This is a genomic window from Nitrogeniibacter aestuarii, assembly GCF_017309585.1.
Taxonomy (GTDB): Bacteria; Pseudomonadota; Gammaproteobacteria; order Burkholderiales; family Rhodocyclaceae; genus Nitrogeniibacter; species Nitrogeniibacter aestuarii.
In genome coordinates this window covers 3,740,001-3,764,270 of sequence record NZ_CP071321.1, presented here as the reverse complement: position 1 = coordinate 3,764,270, position 24,270 = coordinate 3,740,001, and the positions used below count along the sequence as shown (strand labels likewise).

Here is a 24,270-nt window from a genome sequence, read left to right as displayed (position 1 = left end):
AGAATCCGAACAACTGTTCAAGAGGCTTCTGTCATGAAAGATCGATTCCGATGGGCTGTACTCTCCATGCTGTCGTTGCTGGCAATACAGGCATCGGCCGAGCGCCTGCTGGTGCTCGATGAAACCCTGGTGGAGCCGGGACGCAGCGGGCGTGCGACCGTGGTCGATACGCTCCTGGACGCCCGTCTGCCGGATGAGTTGCTGGCCACGGCCCAGATCGAAGAAACGCTGGTGCCGGTGACGCTCAAGGCGGACGGCGCTCAGGAGGGGCCGAGCCGCCGGTACGTATTCGTCTGGCCGGAGACCCTCAGCGGTTTCGCCCGGGTGGGCCTGCGGGACGTTGCGCGCAATGAAGTGCTGGTTCAGGTCAAGGGCGCGGGTACGCTGGGGACCGAAACCGCCAAGGTCGCCGAGCCCGTGACGGCGGCCGCGGACGATGTGGTGCGTCAGTCCGATACGCCGGCGCTGACGACCAATGAGCCCATGTATTTTCTGGTCAGCCCGGATTCCGATCTGTCGGCGCGCTTTCAGCTCAGTTTCAAGTACCGGCTGTTTGAGCGTGACAGCGGTTTCGGCAGTCTGATCCCGATTCTCGGGGGGCTCCATTTCGGCTACACCCAGACCTCGATCTGGGATCTGGGCGAGCCGTCGGCACCGTTCCGTGATACCAGCTACCGTCCGTCCCTGTTCTACGACTGGCCCCTGACCTTCGGGCGCGAGAGCCGGCAGGAAGCGGTCCTGCGTGGTGGCTTCGAACATGAATCCAACGGTCGCGACGGCAAGTTGTCGCGCAGCATGAACATCGCCTTCGCGCAGCTCGATTGGCGGTATCGCCTCACCGAGGACGACACGCTCGGCCTCAAGCCCAAGGTCTGGTACTACATCGAGAAGGGTGACAACCCTGACATCAACGACTACCGAGGCTACGCGCAGCTGGAGACGAGCTGGTGGCACGGAGACTGGAAAGCCGCAGTCCTCATGCGCCGCGGGAAAGCCGGCAACGGCGCCACCCAGGTCGATGTGTCGTATCCGCTCAAGGGGGTCTTCTCCATGGCTGGCGGCGGGTACTTCCATATGCAGTATTTCGATGGCGAAGGCGATACACTGCTCGAATACAACCAGTCGCGGTCGCCGCAGTTCCGCATTGGTGTTTCCATCGTTCGTTGAGGTGACAGGAGAAATCGCATGAGCCACGCCATCCGTTTCGATCAGACGGGCGGACCGGACGTCCTCCAGTGGGTGCCGCTCGAGGTGCCGCCGCCGGGGCCGGGGGAGGTCAGCCTGACGCATACCGCGGTGGGGCTCAATTACATCGACACCTACCATCGGAGCGGTCTGTATCCGGTCCCGATGCCGTCCGGTCTCGGTTGCGAGGCTGCGGGCGTGATCACCGCCTTGGGTGATGGCGTGGACGGTTTTTCCGTGGGGGACCGGGTGGCCTATGCCAGCGGGCCGCTGGGTGCGTACGCTGAAGCGCGTACCCTCCCGGCCAGTGTCCTCGTCCGTCTGCCGGATGCCATATCCGACGAAGTTGCCGCAGCCGTCATGCTGCAGGGGCTGACCGCGCAGTATCTGCTGCGCCAGACCTATCCGGTGGAAGCGGGTGAAACCATTCTGGTTCATGCGGCCGCGGGCGGCGTGGGACTGTTGATGTGCCAGTGGGCAAAACACCTCGGCGTGACCGTGATCGGCACCGTCGGGTCGCCCGAAAAGGCGGCGCTGGCCAAAGCCAACGGGTGCGACCACACGATTCTCTATCGGCAGGATTCTTTCCTGGACGCCGTCAAGGACATCACGGGCGGGGAAGGTGTGCCGGTCGTGTACGACGCCGTCGGCAAGGACACGTTCATGGATTCGCTCGCCTGCCTGCAACCCATGGGCACGATGGTCTCTTTCGGCAATGCCTCTGGCGCCGTGCCGCCGATCGACATCGGTATTCTGGCCAAGATGGGCTCCCTGTTCCTGACCCGCCCGACGTTGTTCAGCTACATCGCTGATCGTGAGCGACTGGACGCCATGGCGGCAGATCTGTTCAACGTGATCGCCAAGGGCGCGGTCAAGGTGCAGATCAATCAACGCTACCCGCTGGTAGACGCAGCGCAGGCGCATCGCGATCTGGAAGCCCGCAACACGACCGGTTCGACCGTGCTGGTGGTGTCATGAAGGCATTGATGATGGGCTTGGCGCTGTGCCTGACGGTCTTCTCCGCGGCGGCTGCGCCATTGTTGTCGCCGGCCGGGATTGCCTACATGAAAGCCGAGCAGAACCGCATTGACCGCCAGTTCGCGACCCGTGCCGCACAGGTGGCCGGGGTGCCGGAATCAGTAGTTCACAAGGGCATGCCGCAAGGTCCACGCATTACCGACACCGGCCGCCGGGTGATTCAGGCCATCGAGCAGCATACGGGGAAGGCCTTGAGCGACGCACAGCGCGAACAGATTCAGGTTGCGGATGACGAACGCAAGTCCGCCATCAGCCGAGCGCGCGAGGAGGCCGAGCGCCGGTAGTGCTCTCGGGTGCGCCGCTCTGCGCGCTCAGAAAAGCTCCAGATCGTCCTTGTACGCGCGCGGCTGGATCTTGCCTTCGTCCAGCAGTTGCTGATACGAGCACACCTGGTTCCGGCCGTGATTCTTCGCGTAGTAAAGCGCCTCGTCGGCAGCGCCCAGGGCCACGGCGGCGGTATCTCCGGCACGCAGGGCCACATAGCCGATGCTGATGGTGACCTGGCCGACCTGCGGAAAGTGGTGCTTTTCGACCTTCTCGCGAAAGCGGTCGAGCACCATGGCCACATCGGCCGCCTCGGTCGGCCGCAACACGGCCACGAACTCTTCGCCCCCGAACCGGAACAGTTTGTCTTCGAAGCGGAAGCTCTCGCGCATGAGGTTCGACAGCAGGATCAGCACCTCGTCACCGTACAGATGACCGAACTGGTCATTGATGCGCTTGAAGTGGTCCGCGTCCATCACCGCCAGCCAGTGCGGATGCTCCAGGTTGCGACGATGGCGCCGATCATCGCCCGGCATCAATGATTCATCGACATGCATCGGGCGAATCGAGCCGAGGATCTTGCTCAGATTCTCGTCGAACGTACGCCGGTTCAGCAGCCCGGTCAGCGTGTCGCGCTCGCTGTAATCCAGCAGGCTCAGGTAATTGCGGTAGAGGCTGACGAAACCCAGTGCCAGCTCCCAGCGCTCGTCGGTCATCGGTGCAGCGCCCCGCAGCTCGACAATGCCGCCGATCTTGCCGTCGTAGGCCACCGGCAGACAATAGTTGAACCGGTCAGCGCCATCGACGTCATCGGCGACGTTGCGCTCTTCACTGACGCAGGTGCGGAAGTCTTCCCGGGAGTTGAGGGCAATGACCACGTCGGAGCTTTCGAAGTCGGTATCGCAGTAGCTGACGCCATCGCTACCGGCGTGGGCGAGTCGATGGAGCAGGGTCTGGTGGCCCGAGTCCTGAACCTTGAAGATGTTGACGGCTTCGGGTTTGAGGATTTCGAAAAGCGCTGTCGCAACCCCCACCTCGAGCAAGGTGCGGTCGCGATGCTGAGTGATCGTTTCGACGTGCTTGAGGAGGTGGACCATCTTGTCGCGCAGGCTCTCCAGCGTGATTTCCTGAGGATTATACGGTTGTTTTCGCCCGTCCTGAAATGCACTGGGGCGCCCCTGAGGCGGTTTACGCCCTTCGTGGCGCGTAACAGGGCGTGTCATGAGGGACGTCGCAAGGCCTGTCGCAGAAGGGTAGTCCGCCTCTTTTCTGCACCCGGATCGTTCGATGGTACCGATGACCGGCGCGTCAGGTCGAATCTGACAGGTGCCGAGAGCGACATCCGGTCGGGGCCGATGGCATCGACGCATGAGGCGGCCGCGCTGTCGTGTGGCGACGCAGCATTGCGCCGCGATTTGGGCGGCCATGCGGCCGCTGTGGCGGTTCATTGGGGCGGCACTGTACGAGTAAGCGCGCGACGCATGCCTCGTGTATAACAGGCGCATGGCCGACCAGCGTGACCCTTCGACCGAAGCTTTCCTTGATTTGCTTTATGCCCGGGTGCCTGAAGTGAGATTCACTCAGGCGCTCGTGTTCGTCAACGTGCTGGTTTTCATCTTCATGGCCTGGCACTCGGGTGCGATCTGGCGCATTCCGGGGGCCACACTCGCCGATTTCGGCGGCAACTATGCGGTGCAGACACGCCACGGCGAGTACTGGCGCCTGTTGACCTCCCTGTTTCTGCATGGCGGCATTCTTCACATTACCCTGAACATGCTGGCCCTGTACCAGGCGGGTGCGCTGGCCGAGCGGCTGTTCGGTCTGCGGCGTTTCATCCTCCTGTATTTTCTTGCCGGGCTGGTGGCGAGTGTGGCCAGCGTGTGGTGGCAACCAAACGGCTTGAGTGTCGGTGCATCGGGTGCGATCTTCGGCGTTTTCGGGGGTTTGCTGACCTCGGTGCTGGTCACGCGCCACGTGCTCCCAGAGAACCTGTATCGGCGGCTGCGTCGAGCCCTGCTGATGTTCATCGGCTACTCGCTGGCGGCCGGGTTTCTGATCCCGGGTGTCGATAATGCCGCGCACGTGGGCGGACTGGTCGCAGGTATGGTGCTGGGGGCGGCGCTGGCCTTCCCGCCGGGGCGAGAAAGCGTGGCGGTGGGCCGGATCGTGGCCGGTCTGGCGGCAAGTCTGGTGCTGGCGGGCGGATTGTGGCTGTCGGTGCCGGCGCCGGTGCCGCTCGTCCATCGCGCCCAGCATCCGGCTGTTGACGCGATGACTGCCGGATTGGCGCAGCAGGAAGAAGCGCTGGTGCAGCGTTACAACCTGCTGATGGATGCGCTGCGCCATGGGCGAATGACCGACAACAAGGCCATCGAGTTGATCGAACAGGAATTGATCCCGGCATGGAAGCAGCTCGAGAATGAGGTGGCGGCGGCGGGGCAGGGGGACTGGCGCACCGCCTCCTTGCTCAGGTATCTGGCCAAACGCCGCGACGCACTTCAGGTGCTGGTCATTGCCTTGCGCACGCACGAAGTGCGTTGGCTGAACCTCGCCAACGCGCTGCAGGCAAAAGCAGACGAGTTCCTGCTCGAATACCGCATGCTGGTGGACGAAGGCGCGCCGGCCAGCCCCTGACAATCCTGTGGAGGCATCGCGGAAAGTGCGTATGGTGCGCCGCCGTACCGGCGCGTAGGGTCAGCGTTTCCCCCTTTGTGCCAGTGGCCATGACCGAGTTTCTGCGCATCCTTGAGTTTTCCTTCTCCGTGACCGGGCCGATCTTCGTGATCCTCGTGCTCGGGGTGTGGTTGCGCCGCCGAGGCATGCTCACCGATGCCTTCGTGGAGGCCGGTTCGCGTCTGGTGTTCAATGTCGCGCTGCCGGCGCTGCTGTTCATCAGCATCAGCAAGACGCATTTCGAGGCGGCGGCGAATTTTTCGCTGGTGGCTTTCGGTGCCGTGGCCACCCTGTTCACCTTTCTGATTCTCGAATGGATTGCCTCGCGCTGGGTGGACGAGGCTTCTGATCGGGGGGTGGTTGTGCAAGGGGGCTTTCGCTCCAACATGGGCATCGTCGGGCTGGCCTATTGCATCAATGCCTACGGCGAAAAAGGGCTGGTGGCGGCGTCACTGTACCTGGGGCTGATCACCATTCTCTTCAACATTCTGGCGGTGATTACCCTCAGCCGCTCGCTGCACACCGACCGCAGCATGAAGGGGCTGCTCAAGGGGATCGTGACCAATCCGCTGATCATCGGTATTGTCGCTGCACTGCCCGTGTCGGCCATGGAGTGGCAATTGCCGGCGCTGGTGATTCAGTCGGGCCAGTATTTCGCCAATCTCACGTTGCCGCTGGCGCTGTTGTGCACCGGTGCCTCGCTCAATTTCGCGCGACTCAAACTCGAGCGCCACAGCACCTTGCTGGCCAGTATCGCCAAGCTCGTTTTCGTGCCGCTGGTGTTCGTGCTCGGGGGTTATCTGGCGGGGTTTCGGGACATCGACCTGGGGGTGCTCCTGCTGCTGTCCTCGACCCCGACGGCCGCGGCCAGCTATGTGATGGTGCGCGCCATGGGCGGCAATGCCGTGCTGGCGGCCAACATCATCGCCTTGACGACGGTGGCCTCCATTTTCACCACCAGCCTGGGCATCATGGCCTTGCGTGCTGCGGGGCTGATGTAAGTCATCTCCGTGTGTCGCATCAGGGTGTGTCAAGGGTTCGTCGAGCGGCGCTGACGGGGTAGAATTTCGCCCCATGACGACTGCCACCGACCCCCGCTTCATTCATCTCAGGCTGCACACCGAATATTCGATCTCCGACGGGATCGTGAAGGTGGGGCAGGCCATTTCCCGTGCTGCCGCTGACAACATGCCGGCGCTCGGTATTTCCGATCTGGCCAACCTGTTCGGGATGGTCAAGTTCTACAAGGGCTGCCGGGGCAAGGGCATCAAGCCCATCGTGTCGGTCGATGCGTGGATCACCAACGACGGCGATCGCGACAAGCCCTCGCGGGTGATGCTGGTGTGCAAGAACCGCAAGGGCTACGGTCAGTTGTGCGAGTTGTTGACGCAGGCCTATCTGTCAAACAAATACCGTGGCCGTGCCGAGATGCGCGCCGAATGGTTCGACGATGGTGCCGCGAGTGACCTGATCTGCCTGTCCGGCGCCATGAGCGGCGACGTGGGACAGGCGATCATGAATGGCAACACGGCGCTGGCCGAGGCCCTGGCCCGACAGTGGATGAAGCGTTTTCCCGGCAACTTCTACATCGAAGTGCAGCGGGCAGGCCATGCCGGCACGGAGGCCTACATCCGTGCGGCCGTCCAGCTGGCCAGCGATCTGGAACTGCCGGTAGTGGCGACCCATCCGGTGCAATTCCTCAACAAGGACGACTTCAAGGCCCACGAGGCCCGGGTGTGTATCGCCCAGGGCTATGTGCTGGCCGACAAGCGCCGCCCGAAGGACTTCACCGAAGAGCAGTACATGAAGTCCCAGGACGAGATGATTGCCCTGTTCGAGGATTTGCCCGAGGCGCTGGAAAACTCGGTGGAGATTGCCCGGCGCTGCTCGCTGACGGTGCAGCTGGGCAAGAACTTCCTGCCCCTGTTCCCGACGCCCGACGGCATGACGCTGGATGATTTCCTGGTGCAGGAGGCCAAGGATGGCCTCGAAGTGCGCCTCAAGGAGCTGTATCCGAACGAAGTCGAACGCGAGCAGAAGCGGCCCGAGTACGAGGCCCGCCTCAAGATCGAGACCGACACCATCGTGCAGATGGGCTTTCCGGGCTACTTCCTGATCGTGGCAGACTTCATCAACTGGGCCAAGGAAAACGGCGTGCCGGTGGGGCCGGGCCGGGGTTCGGGTGCCGGTTCGCTGGTGGCCTATTCGCTGCGCATTACCGATCTGGACCCACTCGAATATGCGCTGCTGTTCGAGCGCTTCCTCAACCCCGAGCGGGTCTCCATGCCCGACTTCGATATCGACTTCTGTCAGGACAACCGCTACCGCGTCATCGAATACGTGCGCGAGCGTTACGGCGCCGATGCTGTGAGCCAGATCGCCACCTTCGGTACGATGGCCTCCAAGGCCGTGGTGCGCGACGTGGGCCGTGTGCTCGATCTGCCCTATGGCCTGTGTGACCGCCTGTCGAAACTGATCCCGGTGGTGCAGAACAAGCCCCTGTCGCTCAATGATGCGCGCGACCAGGAACCCCAGATCGACGAGATGATGTCCGATCCTGGCGATGGTGAATCCATCCAGGAACTGTGGAGCCTGGCCGAGCCGCTCGAAGGCCTGTCACGGAACGTGGGCATGCACGCCGGGGGCGTGCTGATCGCCCCGGGCAAGCTCACCGACTTCTGTCCGCTGTACATTGCCGATGGCGACGACGCGACGCCGGTCTCCCAGTTCGACAAGGACGACGTCGAAGCCGTCGGCCTGGTGAAGTTCGATTTTCTGGGCCTGCGAAACCTCACCATTATCGATCTGGCCGTCGACTATGTCGGCCGCCTCGAAGGCACGCCGCCTGATCTGGCTGCGCTCACCTTCGATGACCCCGCCGCCTACCAGATCCTGAAAGAGGCCAACACCACGGCCATCTTCCAGGTGGAATCGGACGGGATGAAGAAGCTGCTCAAGAAGCTCGGCCCCGACCGTTTCGAAGACATCATTGCTGTGCTGGCCCTCTACCGACCGGGTCCGCTGGGTTCGGGCATGGTGGATGACTTCATCCTGCGTAAGGCCGGCAAGCAGGAGATCGATTACTTCCACCCGGACCTCAAAGCCTGTCTCGAGCCGACCTACGGCGTGATCGTGTATCAGGAACAGGTGATGCAGATCTCGCAGATCATCGGTGGCTACACGCTCGGTGGCGCCGACATGCTGCGCCGGGCGATGGGCAAGAAAAAGGCCGAGGAGATGGCCAAGCACCGCTCGACGATTGCCGACGGTGCCAAGAAGCAGGGCTACGACCCGGCGCTGGCCGAGCAGCTCTTCGACCTGATGACCAAGTTTGCGGAGTATGGCTTCAACAAGTCGCACACCGCTGCCTACGCGGTGGTCACCTACCATACGGCGTGGCTCAAGGCGCATCACTGCGCGGCCTTCATGGCTGCCACCATGTCGTCCGACCTGGACAACACCGACACCATCAAGATCTTCTACGAGGACGCGATCTCGCCGGTCAATGGCCTCACGGTCTTGCCGCCGGACGTGAACGCTTCCGACTACCGCTTCGTGCCCACCGACCGCAAGACGATCCGCTACGGGCTGGGCGCGGTCAAGGGCGTGGGCGAGCCGGCGGTGCGGGCGATCCTGAAATGTCGCGAGAGTGGTCCCTTCAAGGATCTGTTCGATTTCTGTGAGCGTGTGGACCGCCGCGCGGTCAATCGCCGTGTGGTCGAGGCCTTGATCCGTGCCGGCGCCTTCGACACCCTCGACAACGACCGCGCCAAACTCATCGCCACCGTGCCTTCGGCCATGGAAGCAGCCGAGCAGATTGCCGCCAATGCCTTGCAGGGCGGACTGTTCGATGCGCTGCCAGATGTGGGCCCGATGGTCGAATACGCCAAGGTACGTCCGTGGACCGAACGTGAGTTGCTCAAGGAAGAGAAGACGGCCATCGGCTTTTTCCTCTCCGGCCACCCGTTCAACAGCTTCAAGGCCGAGGTGCGCCGTTTCGTCCGCCGCCCCCTGTCGCAGGTCGAACCGTCACGGGATCTGACCCAGATGGCGGGGGTCGTCATGGAGGTGCGGACCAAGATGACGGCACGCGGCAAGATGGCCATCATCGTGCTCGATGACGGTACGGCGGTACGCGAGGTGACCGCCTATTCGGAGGTCTTTGACGCCAACCGCAACAAGATCGTGGTGGACGAGGTGCTGGTCATTGAAGGAAAAGTCAGCAACGACGATTTCTCCGGCGGCCTGCGCATCGTGGCCGACAAGCTCCACACCCTGGCCGATGCCAGGGTCAGGAATGCGCGAGCCCTGGAGATTCGGCTCAACGGAGAGGTGGCTGAAGCGGGTGGGGCCTCTGCCGCTGCCCAGCGCCTGCAGGATCTGCTATCGCCCTTCCGGGCTGAGGGCTGCCCGGTCCGGGTGCGTTACCGTAATGGCAATGCCGAGGGCGAATTTCCGCTGGGTGACCAGTGGCGCGTGCGTCTCGATGATGCGCTGATCGAAGGCCTGCGCGAGTGGCTGCCAGAGGACGAATCAGTCAATATCATCTACCGCTGAGCGACGGGGTCAGTCCGATACCGACCGCCCTTCCAGCAGCGCGCGCGCTTGGTCGGCGGCCATCGGCGGCCCCAGCAGACCGCCCTGTCCATGGGTGCAGCCGGCCGCGACCAGCCGCTCCCGCTGGGCATCGGATTCCAGCCCTTCGGCCATGACATCGATCTTCAGGTGCCGGCCGACATCGATGATGGCGCGCAGGATGGCCATCTGGTCGTCTGACTCGTTCAGGGCGGTCAGGAGTGACCGGTCCATCTTCAGTCGCTGAATGCCGAACTGTTTGAGGCGGGTCAGCGTGTTGTAGCCAGTCCCGAACTCGGCGACGGCGAGGCGGATACCCAGCTCCGTGAAGCGCGACAGCGCTGCGGTCACCACCGTGTCGGTATCGTGCAGAACGCGTTCGGGGAATTCGATCTCCAGCAGCGCACCCGGCAGTCCGTGGCGACTCAGGGTGTCGGCCACGGCGGGGGCGAACGACTCCAGCCGGAAGTGGCGATTGCCGATGCGCACGGCGACCGGGCATTGAGCGCCCGCCGCCCGCCACTGGGCCGCCTGTTCGCATGCCCGGTCGAGCGTCCATTCATCGACAGCGCGAATCAGCTCCAGATCACCCGTCGACCCGATGAAGCGGGCCGGCTCGATATCGCCCAGCAAGGTGTCGTGCCACAGGCAGCTGGCCTGCATCGCCGAAATGTCGCCGCTGACCAGATGCTGTCTGGGCTGAAATCGGATCGACAGGGCGTCGGTCTGCAATGCCCGACGCACCAGATGTTCTACACGCATACGCTGCTCCGATTCGGCATTCATGGATTCGGTGAAATAGCGGAAGGTGTTCTTGCCTGCATCCTTGGCATGGTACAGCGCCGTGTCTGCCCGGTTAAGGAGCGTCTCGGCGTTGTCGGCGTCGGTCGGGTAGATCGCAATGCCGATGCTGGCTGATGTTTCGACATGGCGCTCGCCAAGCTTGAGGGGCGACGCCAGGGTCTGGATGATCTTGTGCGCTACCTGACTGGCCTGACGACCATCTTCCAGATCCGGTATCACGACCAGGAATTCGTCTCCGGCCTGCCGGCCGACGCTATCGGAATCGCGTACACATTGACGCAGGCGTTTGGCGACCTGTTGCAGCAACTGGTCACCCACCGCATGCCCCATGGCGTCGTTGATGGCCTTGAAACCATCCAGGTCAAGATACATCAGGGCCACGGCGCGTTCGTCGCGCGCGGCCCGGCTCAGTGCGCGCTCCAGCCGGTCAGCCATGAGGCTGCGGTTGGGGAGTCCGGTCAGCGCGTCATGCTGCGCCATGTGTGCAAAGCGCTGTTCCTTCTCGCGCGCCTCGGTGACGTCCGAGAACACGGCGACGTAATGCGACAGGCGGCCGGACCCGTCGCGCACGGCGCTGATTGAGAGGCGCTCGGCAAACAGGCTGCCGTCCTTGTGACGGTTCCAGATGTCGCCTTGCCAGCTGCCGGTGCGTCGGATGCTTTCCCACATGGTGGCGTAGAAGGCGGCGTCGTGGCGACCCGAACGCAGCAGGGCCGGGGTGTGACCGATGACTTCGTCCGAGGTGTAGCCAGTGACCCGGGTGAATGCCGGATTGACGCGCAGGATGAGCCCCTCGGCGGAGGTGATCATGATCGCGTCGGCACTGTGATCAATGGCCCGGTCGGCCAGGCGCAGCCGGGTTTCGGCCTCGCGCAAACGGGTGATGTCGGCCATGGAGGTGACGACGGCCGTGGGGGTGCCCTCATCGTTGGCGATGGCTTTCGAATGGGCCCACAGCCAGCGTGTGCGGCCATCGGGGCGTTGAATGCCAATCAGGCCACTGTGCCCCTCGCCGTCGGTCAGGCTCTGCATGGGCGGCAGGTCACCGGTGTCGTAGGCTTCACCGTCTTCGCGCAGAAAATGCACCATCTGCGAGCCCGGGTGAAAACCCCGCATCTGTTCGTCGCTGAGCCCGAGGATCTGCGCTGCCGCCGTGTTGTGCATGAGCATCTGGCCGTCGGCGCCGCGCATGATGACGCCTTCGCCGAGGGTGGACAACACGGTACGCAGGCGTTGCTCCTCGGACTCGAGCGCCCGCGCGGTGAGTACCGTGGCGGTCATGTCCTGTACGGTAACGATCGACGTGCCTTGAGCGCCGGGCTGTCCCGAGCGGCTCGACCGGGCCACGTGAACCCAGAGCTCACGACCGTCCGGGCGGGTGCATCGGCGCGTTTCACCGGCAACGGCGCTGGCGCTGCGCGGTACTTTCTTCATCGGGGCGAGCAACGCGTCGAAGGCCCGCCCCGGCAAGTCTGCCTTGTCGATGCCGACGATGTCGGCAAGGCGCTCGTTGGCTCGCTCGATGCGTCCCTCCGCGTCGCACAAGGCAATACCGATCGCGGCCTGTTCGAAAATGCCGCGAAAATTGGTTTCGCTGGAGCGCACACGGGCCAGCGCTTCATTTTCTTGGGTGATGTCTTGGAGCAAGCCACGGAGCTCGCGCCGGCCATCCGCTGTATTGACGACGGCAGCACGATCACGGACGTGAACGACATGGCCTTGCTGATGACGCATCCGGTAGGTGACTTCGAACGGACGCTCGCCTCGCGTGCCGTCGCGGTAGGCCTGTCGGGCGCTCTGGGCGTCCTCGGGCAGGACGAAGCGATGCCATGCACCGGGGGCAAGCCAGGCCTCGCTGGGATACCCCAGCAGTTGCTCGACACTGGGCGAAATCTCGCTGACCTGGTGGGCGCCGACAACCCGGCCCCAGGCCACCGCATGCGCGCCTGCGAGCGTCGCGCTGGTGACCGTCTGGTAGGCACGTTGTTCTGCGATGAGACGGTCGGTGCGGCGCATCAGGCGGCGCAGGCAAAGGGTCAGGCTCGCGGCCACGGCAAGGCCGGCCACCCCGCCGCCGGTCAAGGCAAGCGGGTGCGACCATTGTGGCCAACCCATGGCACTGGCAATCAGTGATTGAGCGCCAAGCGCACTCGCAGCGCCGGCAAGCAGACCCCCTGCAACGCAGGCGGTGTTCGATGTGTGGATGTCTCTGTTTCTCTGCATCGTTAGACTCCACCCTCCCGATCCTATTCTGGATCGTGGCCGTGCCTGAAACATTGCGAATACTCAATTTTTCGCGATGCCGCGGGCGCGCAGGGGGCGGTGTGGATGCCGCACGCTCCGGTGGAGCGCACGGGGGTCTCATTATCGTTATGTGTGATTCGTGTGTCTGGATTGCTGACGGGGTCAGCGGCCGAGTTGCGGTGCTGGCGCCTCCACGGCCTCGTTGGAGGCTGCACACAGTTTGTGACCGCGTGCCAGCGCTTGAGGCAAGGTGTCGGTGAGGTTCTGGGCACCGATTTCGTCAACGAAGCCGGATCGTACCAGTATCGAGCGCGGTTGAGGATTGAGCTCGCACACGATCAGGGTGGCGCCACGCTTGGCCATGTTGCGCCTGAGGGTGCGCAGGATATCGAGGCCACTGGTGTCGATGCTGATCACCTTGTCCATGGCCAGAATCAGTACGTGCGGGTCGCGATCGACCTCGGTGAGCAGATATTCGAGCTTGTTGGCGGCCCCGAAGAACAGGCTGCCGAAGAGCCGGAAGGCGAGGATGCGGTCTGGCTGTCCGCCGCACATGTCGCCCTCGATCGCGATGGGCTCGATCCGGGTCAGGTCCGAGACGCGGCGGATGAAGAACAGGCTGGCCATGACCATGCCGATTTCGACCGCCAGGGTGAGGTCGAACACCACCGTGATGAGGAAGGTGCCGACCAGGGTCGTGCGATAGGCCAGCGAGAAACGTTTGAGATGGGCAAAGGCTTCCCATTCACCCATGTGAATCGACACCATGACCACGATGGCCGACAGGGTGGCGAGCGGAATGTCGCCGGCCAGGGGGGCCAGCGCCAGCACGACCGCCAACAGGACGAGCGCGTGAATGATGCCGGCCACGGGCGTGCGGCCGCCACTGCGGATGTTGGTGGCGGTGCGGGCGATGGCGCCGGTGGCGGCAAAACCGCCGAAGATCGGGGCGACCATGTTGGCAATGCCCTGGGCCATCAGCTCCTGATTGGGGTCATGACGGTCGTCGATCTGGTTGTCCGCAACGCGTGCCGATAGCAGCGATTCGATGGCCCCGAGCATGGCGATGGTCAGGGCTGGTGCGATCAGCTTGCCCAGCGTGGTCAGATCGAAGGCCGGCAGGCCCAGATCCGGCACCGCCTGGGGGATGCCGCCAAAGCGTGAACCGATGGTCTCGACGGGCAGGCCGATGACGAGGTTGACCGCCGTGGCAATGATCAGCACTGCCAGCGGGCCGGGCAGCCGCGCCATCACCTTCACGCGTCGCGCCAGCATGTTCCACAGCACCAGCACCACCAGCGAGGCCACCGCCACCGCTACAGTGGGTAGGTGAATCGTATGCAGATGATTGAAGAGCGTGCCCATCTTGCCGAAAAAATCACCCGGCAGTTGATCGATGGTGAGCCCGAGAAAGTCCTTGATCTGCGAGATGAAGATCACCACGGCAATGCCATTGGTGAAGCCGGTCACGACCGATACCGGGATGAAGCGGATCATGCCGCCCAAGCGCAGCGCACCCATGGCGAACAGCATGATGCCCGCGAGCAGGGTGGCCACCAGCAGGTTGGCGACACCATAGTCGGCAACGATGCCGAAAATGATCGGGATGAATGCGCCGGTCGGCCCCCCGATCTGAACCCGCGAGCCACCCAGCAGCGATATGAGCAGACCGGCGACGATGGCGGTCCAGATGCCTGCAGTGGGTGACATACCCGAGGCGATGGCGAAGGCCATGGCCAAGGGAAGTGCCAGAACGCCTACGGTGACACCTGCGCCCGCATCGTGGGCAAACTGAGCGCGGTCGTAGCCTGAAAGCGAGTCCAGCAGGCGCGGGCGAAAGCGCATCATGCGTCGGCTTCGACGGTGAAGTCGATGGGGGCCGGATTCGGGAGTGGGATCTCGGTGGCAACCACCGCATCGACCACGGCCTTGGGCGGGCCCTTGTGCGCCCATTCGATCAGGGCCTCAATGGCGGCCGCATCGCCCACGGCCAGCACCTCGACCGACCCGTCGGCGCAGTTGCGCGCCCACCCCGACAGACCGAGGGACAGAGCCTGTTCGACCGTCGAGGCGCGGTACCACACACCTTGCACCGTGCCGGTAATACGCAATCGTTTGGCGCGCATGCTCATGGTTGTTTCTTGGCGGCCTTGCGTGCGCGCAGGACCTTGGTGAGCTTGATGACGCCGAAGAAATCCATGATGAGGCCACCGCCGAGCATGAGTGCAGCCTGGAAGGTCGAGGCCGGGGTGTTGGGCAGCAACTGCATGCCGGTGAGCAGGTAGAGCGCACCGAGCACGGCGATGATCGAGCCGATGATGTGCACGACAACCCACTTGCCGATGGCCTGGTTGGCCAGGGTTTCGATCTCTTCACTCATGATTACTTCACTCGCATGCCCGGCGTGGCGCCGGCGTCGGGGGAAAGGATGAACAGGCCGGGGGTCTTGCCGTCTTCGTCGGAGGCGGCCAGCACCATGCCCTCGCTCATGCCGAACTTCATCTTGCGCGGGGCGAGGTTGGCCACCATGACCGTCATGCGGCCCACCAGCGTGGCCGGATCGTAGGCGGACTTGATACCGGCGAAGACCTGCCGGGGTTGCTCTTCACCGATGTCCAGTTGCAGGCGCAGCAGCTTGTCGGCGCCTTCCACATGCTCGGCGGAGATGATTTTCGCGATGCGCAGATCCACCTTGGTGAAGTCGTCGATCTTGATGAAGTCGTCAGCCGTGCTCTGGGCCTCGGCCGCTTTCTGCTGACTTTCGGCATGACGTTGCTGGCTGCTGGCCTCGGCGGCGGGCGCTGCCGGGGCGAGGGAGGCCTTGTTGGCTTCGATCAGCTTGTCGATCTGGGCGCGCTCGATGCGGGTCATCATGTGCTGGTACTTGTTGATGGCGTGACCGGCCGGCAGCGTATCGGTCAGCTGACCCCATGTCAGCGGTGCAATGTTGAGGAAGTCTTCCACCTGTGCCGCCACGGTCGGCAGGATCGGCTTGAGCAGGCCGGCCAGGATGCGGAACTGGTTGATGGCTGTCGAGCACACGGTGAGCATCAGTGCGTCCTGCCCTTCCTGCTTGGCCAGCTCCCAAGGCTTGTTGTCATTCACATACGCGTTGGCCACATCCGCCAGGCGCATGATCTCGCGCAGGGCGCGGCTGAAGTCGCGGTTGTCGTAGGCCTTGGCGACCTCGCCGGCCTCCAGGCTGGCGCGGTAGGGCGCGAGCGCCTCCAGATCCGGCTCGCCCAGCTTGCCGTCAAAGCGCTTGGTGATGAACCCGGCGCAACGGCTGGCAATGTTGATGAACTTGCCCACCAGGTCGGAATTGACCTTCGCAATCATGTCGTCGAGCGACAGGTCCACGTCTTCCATGGTGCCGTTGGACTTGGCAGCAAAGTAGTAGCGTAGCCATTCCGGATTGAGTTTCTGCTCGGTGTAGGAGCGGGCGGTGATGAAGGTGCCGCGGCTCTTCGACATCTTGGCGCCATCGACCGTCAGGAAGCCGTTGACGGCCAGCTGCGTCGGGGTGCGGTAGCCCGCGAAGTTGAGCATGGCGGGCCAGAACAGGGCGTGGAAATAGAGGATGTCCTTGCCGATGAAGTGAACCATTTCCGTGTCGCCGGCTTTGGCGCCGTCGATGAAACCATCCACATCGATGTTGCCAACCTTGCTGGCGAGATTCTTGAAGCTGGCGAAATAGCCGATCGGCGCGTCCAGCCACACGTAGAAATACTTGCCTGGCGCCCCCGGGATCTCGAAGCCGAAATAGGGCGCGTCACGGGAGATGTCCCAGTCGGAGAGCTTGTTCTCGCCCGGTTCGCCCAGCCACTCCTTCATCTTGTTGGCCGCCTCGGCCTGCAGGCGTCGTGCGCCGTTGGCATTACTGCCCTGGGTCCATTCGCGCAGGAACTCGACCGCGCGCGGGTCGGAGAGCTTGAAGAAGTAGTGTTCGGACGAGCGCATCTCCGGTTTGGCACCGGAGACCGCCGAGAACGGATTCTTGAGATCGGTGGGGGCGTAGGCGGCGCCGCACACTTCGCAGTTGTCGCCATACTGATCTGCCGCGCCGCACTTCGGGCATTCGCCCTTGATGAAGCGGTCCGGCAGGAACATGTTCTTGACCGGATCGTAGAACTGCTCAATGGAGCGGGTCTCGATCAGACCGGCGGCCTTGAGCTTGCCGTAGATGTCTTCGGCGAACCAGCGGTTTTCGTCCGAGTGCGTGGAGTGATAGTTGTCGAAAGCCACCGAAAAGTCGGTGAAGTCACGCAGGTGCTCGCCGTGGACCCGGCCGATGAGTTGCTCGGGCGTGACGCCCTCTTTCTCTGCCCGCAGCATGACCGGCGTGCCGTGGGTGTCGTCGGCGCAGACGTAGTGGACTTCGTGGCCCTGCATGCGCTGGTAGCGGACCCAGACATCGGCCTGGATGTAGCCGACCAGATGGCCGAGGTGAATATCGCCATTGGCGTAGGGCAGGGCGTTGGTAACGAGAATCTTGCGCGACATGGGGGTTCCGCGGACAGGCAAAAAGGCAAGTTTATCAAAGGCCCCGCGCGCCGCGGCAGCCTTTGCGATTACTTGGCGAGGTGAAGCAGGATTTCGACCCGCCGGTTCTGGCTTCGACCTTCGGGCGTGTCGTTGTCGGCAACCGGCTCCATTTCGCCTCGTCCTTCCGAACTCAGGCGCAACGGCGCCACACCGGCAGCCATCAGGTAGTCTTGAACCGCGCGGGCACGCTGACGGGAAAGCACCATGTTGTAGCCTTCCCGACCGATGCTGTCGGTGTGGCCAAGCACGTGCGCCAGTAACTCCGGGTGCGCGTTGATCGGCGCGACCAGTGCGTCGAGGCTGCGTTGCAGGTCCGGTTGAAGATCTGCCTGGGCGGTGTCGAAGCCGTCGGCGGCCGGTATGACCAGCTTGAGCCCGCCCCCGGGCAGGGTTTCCACAGTGATGCGGGTGTTGCCCGGTTGCTGGAAATCGCGCGCGATCGCTTGCCAGTCAGGCCCTTGCGGGGCTTCAGCCACTGGTTTCGGTGTCGGGACCTGTTCAGTCTTGGGCGTGACTGCGCACGCGCTCAGTACGAGCACGGCGATCATGCAGGTGGCAAACTGGAGTGTTTTTTGCATCGAAGCATTTTACAGTGAATGATTGACCCTCATCTCGTGAGGGGAGAATCCCGGGCCGGGCTTCGGTATGATTTGGCCCGGTGGCACGACCTGCTCGTGCCGATTGTCTTATTTGGAGTCAGGATGGAACTTGCTCAGGAACAGATTCAGGCCGCACTCAAGGATGTCGTCGACCCGTTGACGGGCAAGGACTTCGTCAGCGCGCGCTGTATCAAGAAGATTGAAATCGATGGCGACAAGGTGGCGGTGGCGATCGAAGTCGGTTACCCCGTCAATACCTGTGAGGCCGCCCTGCGCACCCAGGTGGCCGATGCCGTATCCAAAGTGGCGGGTGTCGGTTCGGTGAGCGTTGCCGTGTCCGGCCGGGTGGTGGCGCATGCCGTGCAGCAGGGTGTCAAGTTGCTCGAAGGGGTGAAGAACATCATTGCCGTGGCCTCGGGCAAAGGCGGTGTCGGCAAGAGCACGACGACGGCCAATCTGGCACTCGCGCTGGCTGCTGCCGGTGCCAAGGTGGGCGTGCTCGACGCCGATATCTACGGCCCGTCCCAACCGCAGATGCTGGGTCTGGAAGGTCGCAATCCGACCTCTCCCGACGGCAAGACCATGGACCCGCTGGAGTCCTTCGGCATTCAGGTGATGTCCATCGGTTTCATGATCGATGCCGACACCCCGATGGTGTGGCGTGGTCCGATGGCGACGCAGGCGCTCAAGCAGCTGCTGACCGAAACCAACTGGGCCGAGCTCGATTACTTGTTGATCGATATGCCGCCGGGTACCGGCGACATCCAGCTGACCCTGTCGCAGACTGTGCCGCTCACCGGTTCGGTGATCGTCACCACCCCCCAGGACATCGCGTTGCTCGACGCGCGCAAGGGCGTGAAGATGTTCGAGAAGGTGGGGGTGCCCATCCTCGGCGTGGTGGAGAACATGAGCATCCACGTCTGTCCGAACTGCGGCCATGAGTCCCACATCTTTGGCGCCGGTGGCGGCCAGAAAATGTGTCAAGACTTCGGCGTGGAGTACCTCGGGGCCCTGCCGCTTGAGTTGCGCATCCGTGAGGAGGCCGATGCCGGCCGGCCGACCGTCGTGGCCGATCCGGAAAGCAAGGAGGCCGCGCTGTACATGGATATCGCCATGAAAGTGGCAGGCAAGGTGGCCAGTCGCGCCAAGGACATGAGCCACAAGTTCCCGAGCATTGTGGTGCAGAACACCTGATGATTTGATGTGCCGGCACTCGTCGCGCTCGCCAGGCTTTCGTGGGGCGGGCGGTGCGAGTGCAGGCGGGGGCCCTGGCGCGTTTCAATTGCGCGGGTTCCTCGCTAGAATGGGCGGATTTTATAGCGCAGGCGCTGGCGTTGCCGGCCCGAACGGAGTGTGAGGATGTCCATCAAAGCGGACAAATGGATTCGCCGCATGGCGGAAAACGAAGGCATGATCGAGCCCTTCGCGCCCGAGCTGGTGCGCGAGAACGATAGCGGTAAGATCGTTTCCTATGGCACCTCGAGCTATGGCTACGACGTGCGTTGCGCCAACGAATTCAAGATCTTCACCAACATCAACTCGACGATCGTTGATCCGAAGGAATTTGATTCGGGTAATTTTGTCGACTTTGTCGGTGACGTCTGCATCATCCCGCCGAACAGCTTTGCACTGGCACGCACGGTCGAATACTTCCGTATTCCGCGTAGTGTGCTGACCGTCTGCCTGGGCAAGAGCACCTATGCGCGTTGCGGCATCATCGTGAACGTGACCCCGCTTGAACCCGAGTGGGAAGGGCATGTGACGCTGGAGTTTTCCAACACCACGCCGCTGCCGGCACGTATTTATGCCAACGAAGGCGTCGCGCAGATGCTGTTCTTCGAGTCGGACGAGATCTGTGAGACCTCATACGGAGATCGCGGTGGAAAATACCAGGGACAACGTGGCGTCACGCTGCCCAAGATCTGAACGCAATTCGCGGGCCGCTGTCTGCGGATCACGCGCAACAATCGTAACGCAGCCGCGTTACGCTGATGCCCGGGGGCGCTTCGCCCTGCGGGCTTTTTGATTTCCAGGATACGACATGCGTTTCCAGTTTCCGATCATCATCATCGACGAAGACTTCCGTTCCGAGAATACCAGCGGCTTTGGTATCCGGGCGCTCGCCAAGGCCATCGAGGGCGAGAACATGGAAGTGTTGGGGGTTACCAGTTATGGTGACCTGTCTTCGTTCGCGCAGCAGCAGAGTCGGGCGTCCACCTTCATCGTGTCGATCGACGATGAAGAGTTCGATTCGCCCGAGGCGGCGACCAAGGTCATCAACGACCTGCGCGCCTTCGTGGCCGAGATTCGAAATCGGAATGCCGACATCCCCATCTTTCTGTATGGCGAGACGCGCACCTCGCGCCATGTGCCGAACGATGTCCTGCGCGAGATGCACGGCTTCATTCACATGTTTGAAGACACGCCGGAGTTCATCGCGCGTTACGTCGTCCGCGAAGCGCGGGTCTATCTCGAAAGCCTGGCCCCACCGTTCTTCCGCGCCTTGACGCACTACGCGGCCGATGGATCGTTTTCCTGGCATTGCCCGGGGCACTCCGGGGGCGTCGCGTTCCTGAAGAGCCCGGTCGGCCAGATGTTCCATCAGTTCTTCGGCGAGAACATGCTCCGTGCCGATGTGTGCAATGCCGTCGAGGAACTCGGTCAGCTGCTCGATCATACGGGGCCGGTTGCGGCGTCCGAGCGCAATGCAGCACGTATCTTTCACTGCGACCACCTGTATTTCGTTACCAACGGTACGTCCACTTCCAACAAGATGGTGTGGCATACCACGGTGGCGCCCGGCGATGTCGTGGTGGTAGATCGCAACTGCCACAAATCGATACTGCACTCGATCATCATGACTGGGGCCGTGCCCGTCTTTCTGACGCCCACGCGCAATCACTACGGCATCATCGGGCCGATTCCGCTCGAAGAGTTCAAGATCGAGAACATCCGCAAAAAGATCGAGGCCAACCCGTTTGCCAAGGATGGCAAGGGCAAGAAACCGCGCATCCTGACCATTACCCAGTCCACCTATGATGGCGTGCTCTACAACGTGGAAGCCATCAAGGAGATGCTGGACGGCGAGATCGACACCCTGCATTTCGACGAAGCCTGGCTGCCCCATGCGGCATTCCATGATTTTTATGGCGACTACCACGCCATCGGCGACGAGCGTCCGCGTTGCGAATCGTCCATGGTGTTCTCGACCCAGTCGACGCACAAGTTGCTGGCCGGGCTTTCACAAGCCTCGCAGATCCTTGTTCAGGATTCCCAGACCCGCAAGCTGGATCGGGATATCTTCAATGAGGCCTACCTGATGCACACCTCGACCTCGCCGCAGTACTCCATCATCGCGTCTTGCGACGTGGCAGCCGCCATGATGGAGCCGCCGGGCGGAACGGCGCTGGTCGAAGAGTCGATTGCCGAAGCGCTCGATTTTCGTCGGGCCATGCGCAAGGTCGATGAGGAATTCGGGAGCGACGAATGGTGGTTCAAGGTCTGGGGGCCGGATTACCTGTCAGACGACGGCATTGCCGAGCGTGACGACTGGATGCTCAAGGCTGGCGAGCGTTGGCATGGCTTCGGGGATCTGGCTGAAAACTTCAACATGCTCGATCCCATCAAGGCAACGGTGATCACGCCGGGGCTGGATGTCGAGGGCGAGTTCTCCGACTGGGGTATCCCGGCGGGCGTGCTGACGCGTTATCTGGCCGAGCACGGCATCGTGGTGGAGAAGACCGGTCTGTATTCCTTCTTCATCATGTTCACCATCGGCATCACCAAGGGCCGCTGGAATACGCTGGTGACCGAACTCCAGCAGTTCAAGGACGACTTCGATCGCAACCGCCCGTTGTGGCGAGTCATGCCGGAATTCGTGGCCAAGTTTCCGCGCTATGAGCGTGTTGGGCTCAAGGATCTGTGTTCGCGTATCCACGACTTCTATCGTGAATACGATGTCGCGCGCCTGACCACGGAAATGTACCTGTCGGACATGGTGCCGGCGATGCGTCCCGCAGATGCCTTCGCCAAGATGGCGCACCGCGAGATCGAGCGCGTGCCCATCGATGAACTCGAAGGGCGTGTGACCAGCGTGTTGCTCACGCCCTACCCTCCGGGGATTCCGCTCCTGATCCCGGGTGAGCGTTTCAACAAGACCATCGTGCGCTATCTACGATTCGCGCGCGAGTTCAACGCGGCATTTCCGGGGTTCGAGACCGATATCCACGGTCTCGTGAAACAGGATGTAGACGGCAGCGCCGTTTATCACGTGGACTGCGTGAAACAGGGGTGATGAAAAAGTCGCCGGCGCCATTCAGGTGCCGGCGCGCCTGTACTCGACGAAGTCGACCGGGTGATCGTTATCTTCATCCGCCGGCGCATGTTCACGGCTGACTTCCCTGAACAAGGCAGCGTCCACGGGCGGAAACCAGGCATCGCCGTCCACCTCCGCCTGGACCTCGGTGAGGATGAGGCGATCGGCGGCATTGATGGCCTGTTCATAGAGCTGCGCGCCGCCAATCAGAAAGACTTTGTCTGCGTTTCCCGCTGCGGTCATTGCGCTGGCAATGCCGTCGACCACGGTGGCGCCTTCTGCTTGATATTCAGCATTGCGGGTAATGACAATGTTTTGTCGCCCCGGCAGCGGGCGGCCCAGTGACTCCCAGGTTTTGCGCCCCATGATCACCGGGCACCCGAGCGTTGTCCGTTTGAAGTGCTGAAGGTCGCCCTTCAATCGCCAGGGTAGGGTGTTTTCACGACCAATCACTCCGTTTTTCGCCACAGCGGCGATCAGGATCAGTTCGGGGCGGCTCATACCGCCACCGGCGCCGAGATGTGAGGGTGCGGGTCGTAGCCTTCCAGCGTGAAATCCTCGAAACGGAACGCAAATAGATCCTTCACGTCCGGATTTAGCTTCATTGTGGGCAGGGGCCGAGGCGCGCGACTGAGCTGCTCTCGCGTCTGATCGAGATGGTTTGAATACAGGTGGCAGTCACCGCCGGTCCACACGAAGTCGCCCGGTTCGTAGCCGCACACCTGGGCGACCATCATGGTGAACAGGGCGTACGAGGCGATGTTGAAAGGTACGCCGAGGAAAATATCGGCACTGCGTTGGTAGAGCTGGCAAGACAGCTTGTTGTCGGCGACGTAGAACTGGAACAGGGCGTGGCACGGTGGCAGCGCCATGCGATCAACGTCTGTCGGGTTCCAGGCCGACACCAGATGTCGTCGTGAATCCGGATTGCTCTTCAGTCCCGCGACCAGCTGTTTGATCTGATCGATCTCCGCACCGTCTCGAGCCGGCCAGTGCCGCCACTGGTGCCCATAAACCGGGCCGAGGTTACCGTTCTCGTCCGCCCACTCATTCCAGATCGAAACGCCGTTTTCCTGCAGGTAACGAATGTTCGTGTCGCCGGAGATGAACCACAGCAACTCATGGATGATGGAGCGGGTATGAAGCTTCTTGGTGGTGACCAGCGGGAAACCGTCTGCGAGATTGAAGCGCATCTGATGACCGAACACGGAACGGGTTCCCGTGCCGGTGCGGTCGGATTTGACGTTTCCGTGCTCAAGCACATGGCGCATGAGGTCGAGATACTGATGCATGATCAAGTTCGCATGATTGAAAGAATGGATGAGGCGATTGTACCCGGCACGTCAGGCGGCGGCACCTCTGGCGGCGGCGCCTCTGGCGGCGGCGATTCGTGTTCGCCCGATTGTATGGAATAATCCAGAAACAAAATGGACAGGAACGAGTTTGTCGACGGTTCGCCCATGCTGCTGACTTCAACCGAGAACGCTGGCAACCTGCCCGCGGTGCTTCGCGAAATGCGAGAGCACCTCAAAGGCGTTCCGGCCAATGATCCGCTCATGGCGCTGTCCGCAGTGCGTGAAGCACTCGATGCCATCGTGCTGGCCAAGGATATGGCTTTGCAGACTCAGGCGCGCGCGGTGGCTGAACTCGACGAAGCTGCCCAGGCGCCTTTGCGCGGAATCTTCAAAGGGTTCTTGCAGGCAGTCGCCTTGCGTTCGCCCCGCGGAGATGTGCTGCGTACTGCGGCCACCGGCCACTTCTCCGAAATCTCATCTGCCTGCCAACTGGTGCTGGATCGTGGCCGATATGCGATGAAAAGCCAGCCGGAAACGTTGGCGGAGATCGCGGCTCGACTCATCCGGGCGGAAACGAACCGGCTGAAATGGCAGCATATGGTTTACGGGCCGTTTGACGAAGGCCTTTGGTTGCGCACCGGCCGCGTTTTTCTGGAGAGTGTCGAGGAGGCCCGGTATCAGGTCCCCGTGACCCTGCGCTTCGGGCGGGAAACCGCGACCTCGGTCGTCAAGG

Annotated in this window: 19 protein-coding genes (1 of these 19 cut by a window edge); 10 read left to right on the top strand and 9 right to left on the bottom strand. The window is 62.5% G+C overall.

Features of this window, described 5'->3' with window-relative positions:
- The first annotated feature begins 33 nt into the window (after positions 1-33).
- The 3 genes from J0W34_RS17450 to J0W34_RS17440 are packed head-to-tail and all read left to right on the top strand — an operon-like array spanning position 34 to position 2,507.
- Positions 34-1,167 carry a phospholipase A gene (locus J0W34_RS17450; protein WP_230969626.1) on the top strand — a complete coding sequence of 378 codons (1,134 nt, stop codon included), beginning with the start codon at positions 34-36 and terminating at the stop codon, positions 1,165-1,167.
- A gap of 18 nt (positions 1,168-1,185) precedes the next feature.
- Positions 1,186-2,163: a quinone oxidoreductase family protein gene (locus tag J0W34_RS17445; protein WP_230969625.1), complete on the top strand. Its 978-nt coding sequence runs from the start codon at positions 1,186-1,188 to the stop codon at positions 2,161-2,163.
- Complete coding sequence (locus J0W34_RS17440; RefSeq protein WP_227816531.1) at positions 2,160-2,507, top strand: hypothetical protein; 348 nt, start codon at positions 2,160-2,162, stop codon at positions 2,505-2,507. Before J0W34_RS17445 ends, J0W34_RS17440 begins: the two co-directional genes overlap by 4 nt.
- A 27-nt stretch (positions 2,508-2,534) precedes the next feature.
- On the opposite strand, the gene J0W34_RS17435 is transcribed toward J0W34_RS17440, so the two are convergent.
- A complete protein-coding gene (locus J0W34_RS17435; RefSeq protein WP_230969624.1) occupies positions 2,535-3,710 on the bottom strand; it encodes a GGDEF domain-containing protein in 1,176 nt (391 codons plus the stop codon).
- Positions 3,711-3,990: 280 nt separating this feature from the next.
- On the opposite strand from J0W34_RS17435, the gene J0W34_RS17430 reads away from it, so the two are divergent.
- The 3 genes from J0W34_RS17430 to dnaE all read left to right on the top strand — a co-directional run bounded on the left by J0W34_RS17430 (position 3,991) and on the right by dnaE (position 9,717).
- Positions 3,991-5,121, top strand: a complete 1,131-nt coding sequence (locus tag J0W34_RS17430; RefSeq protein WP_230969623.1) for a rhomboid family intramembrane serine protease — start codon at positions 3,991-3,993, stop codon at positions 5,119-5,121.
- 89 nt (positions 5,122-5,210) lie between these two features.
- Positions 5,211-6,161 carry an AEC family transporter gene (locus J0W34_RS17425; RefSeq protein ID WP_230969622.1) on the top strand — a complete coding sequence of 317 codons (951 nt, stop codon included), beginning with the start codon at positions 5,211-5,213 and terminating at the stop codon, positions 6,159-6,161.
- Between the two features lie 73 nt (positions 6,162-6,234).
- On the top strand, positions 6,235-9,717 hold the full coding sequence (gene dnaE / locus J0W34_RS17420; protein WP_230969621.1) for a DNA polymerase III subunit alpha: 3,483 nt from the start codon (positions 6,235-6,237) through the stop codon (positions 9,715-9,717).
- 9 nt (positions 9,718-9,726) lie between these two features.
- Here the strand turns inward: dnaE and J0W34_RS17415 are convergent, their stop codons facing one another.
- From J0W34_RS17415 to J0W34_RS17390, 6 genes are all read right to left on the bottom strand, one after another.
- On the bottom strand, positions 9,727-12,762 hold the full coding sequence (locus tag J0W34_RS17415; RefSeq protein WP_230969620.1) for a sensor domain-containing protein: 3,036 nt from the start codon (positions 12,760-12,762) through the stop codon (positions 9,727-9,729).
- A gap of 183 nt (positions 12,763-12,945) precedes the next feature.
- Positions 12,946-14,631 (bottom strand): SulP family inorganic anion transporter, encoded by a 1,686-nt coding sequence (locus tag J0W34_RS17410; protein WP_230969619.1) that lies wholly within the window; start codon positions 14,629-14,631, stop codon positions 12,946-12,948.
- On the bottom strand, positions 14,628-14,915 hold the full coding sequence (locus J0W34_RS17405; protein WP_230969618.1) for an acylphosphatase: 288 nt from the start codon (positions 14,913-14,915) through the stop codon (positions 14,628-14,630). The genes J0W34_RS17410 and J0W34_RS17405 overlap by 4 nt, the downstream gene beginning before the upstream one ends.
- Positions 14,912-15,163 carry a hypothetical protein gene (locus tag J0W34_RS17400; RefSeq protein ID WP_227816523.1) on the bottom strand — a complete coding sequence of 84 codons (252 nt, stop codon included), beginning with the start codon at positions 15,161-15,163 and terminating at the stop codon, positions 14,912-14,914. The genes J0W34_RS17405 and J0W34_RS17400 overlap by 4 nt, the downstream gene beginning before the upstream one ends.
- A gap of 2 nt (positions 15,164-15,165) precedes the next feature.
- Entirely contained in the window at positions 15,166-17,286 is a 2,121-nt protein-coding gene (gene metG / locus J0W34_RS17395) for a methionine--tRNA ligase (RefSeq protein WP_230969617.1), read from the bottom strand.
- A 68-nt stretch (positions 17,287-17,354) separates the two neighbouring features.
- Complete coding sequence (locus J0W34_RS17390) at positions 17,355-17,906, bottom strand: OmpA family protein (RefSeq protein WP_230969616.1); 552 nt, start codon at positions 17,904-17,906, stop codon at positions 17,355-17,357.
- 123 nt (positions 17,907-18,029) lie between these two features.
- Between J0W34_RS17390 and apbC the strand changes: the two genes are divergently transcribed.
- From apbC to J0W34_RS17375, 3 genes are all read left to right on the top strand, one after another.
- A complete protein-coding gene (gene apbC / locus J0W34_RS17385) occupies positions 18,030-19,121 on the top strand; it encodes an iron-sulfur cluster carrier protein ApbC (protein ID WP_227816520.1) in 1,092 nt (363 codons plus the stop codon).
- Positions 19,122-19,286: 165 nt separating this feature from the next.
- Positions 19,287-19,853 carry a dCTP deaminase gene (dcd, locus tag J0W34_RS17380; protein WP_227816519.1) on the top strand — a complete coding sequence of 189 codons (567 nt, stop codon included), beginning with the start codon at positions 19,287-19,289 and terminating at the stop codon, positions 19,851-19,853.
- Between the two features lie 115 nt (positions 19,854-19,968).
- A complete protein-coding gene (locus J0W34_RS17375; protein ID WP_227816518.1) occupies positions 19,969-22,221 on the top strand; it encodes an arginine/lysine/ornithine decarboxylase in 2,253 nt (750 codons plus the stop codon).
- A 21-nt stretch (positions 22,222-22,242) separates the two neighbouring features.
- Here J0W34_RS17375 and J0W34_RS17370 read toward each other — a convergent pair whose 3' ends face one another.
- Positions 22,243-22,743, bottom strand: a complete 501-nt coding sequence (locus J0W34_RS17370; protein ID WP_230969615.1) for a dihydrofolate reductase — start codon at positions 22,741-22,743, stop codon at positions 22,243-22,245.
- The gene (locus tag J0W34_RS17365) at positions 22,740-23,534 is read right to left on the bottom strand and encodes a thymidylate synthase (protein ID WP_227816516.1); all 795 of its coding nucleotides are present in this window, start codon (positions 23,532-23,534) and stop codon (positions 22,740-22,742) included. Before J0W34_RS17365 ends, J0W34_RS17370 begins: the two co-directional genes overlap by 4 nt.
- A gap of 264 nt (positions 23,535-23,798) precedes the next feature.
- Here J0W34_RS17365 and J0W34_RS17360 point away from each other — a divergent pair, with 264 nt between their 5' ends.
- Positions 23,799-24,270, top strand: the start of a protein-coding gene (locus tag J0W34_RS17360) for a hypothetical protein (RefSeq protein WP_230969614.1). Its footprint extends 890 nt past the window's final position; the window shows 472 of its 1,362 coding nt (coding positions 1-472); it begins with the start codon at positions 23,799-23,801; its stop codon lies beyond the right edge, outside the window.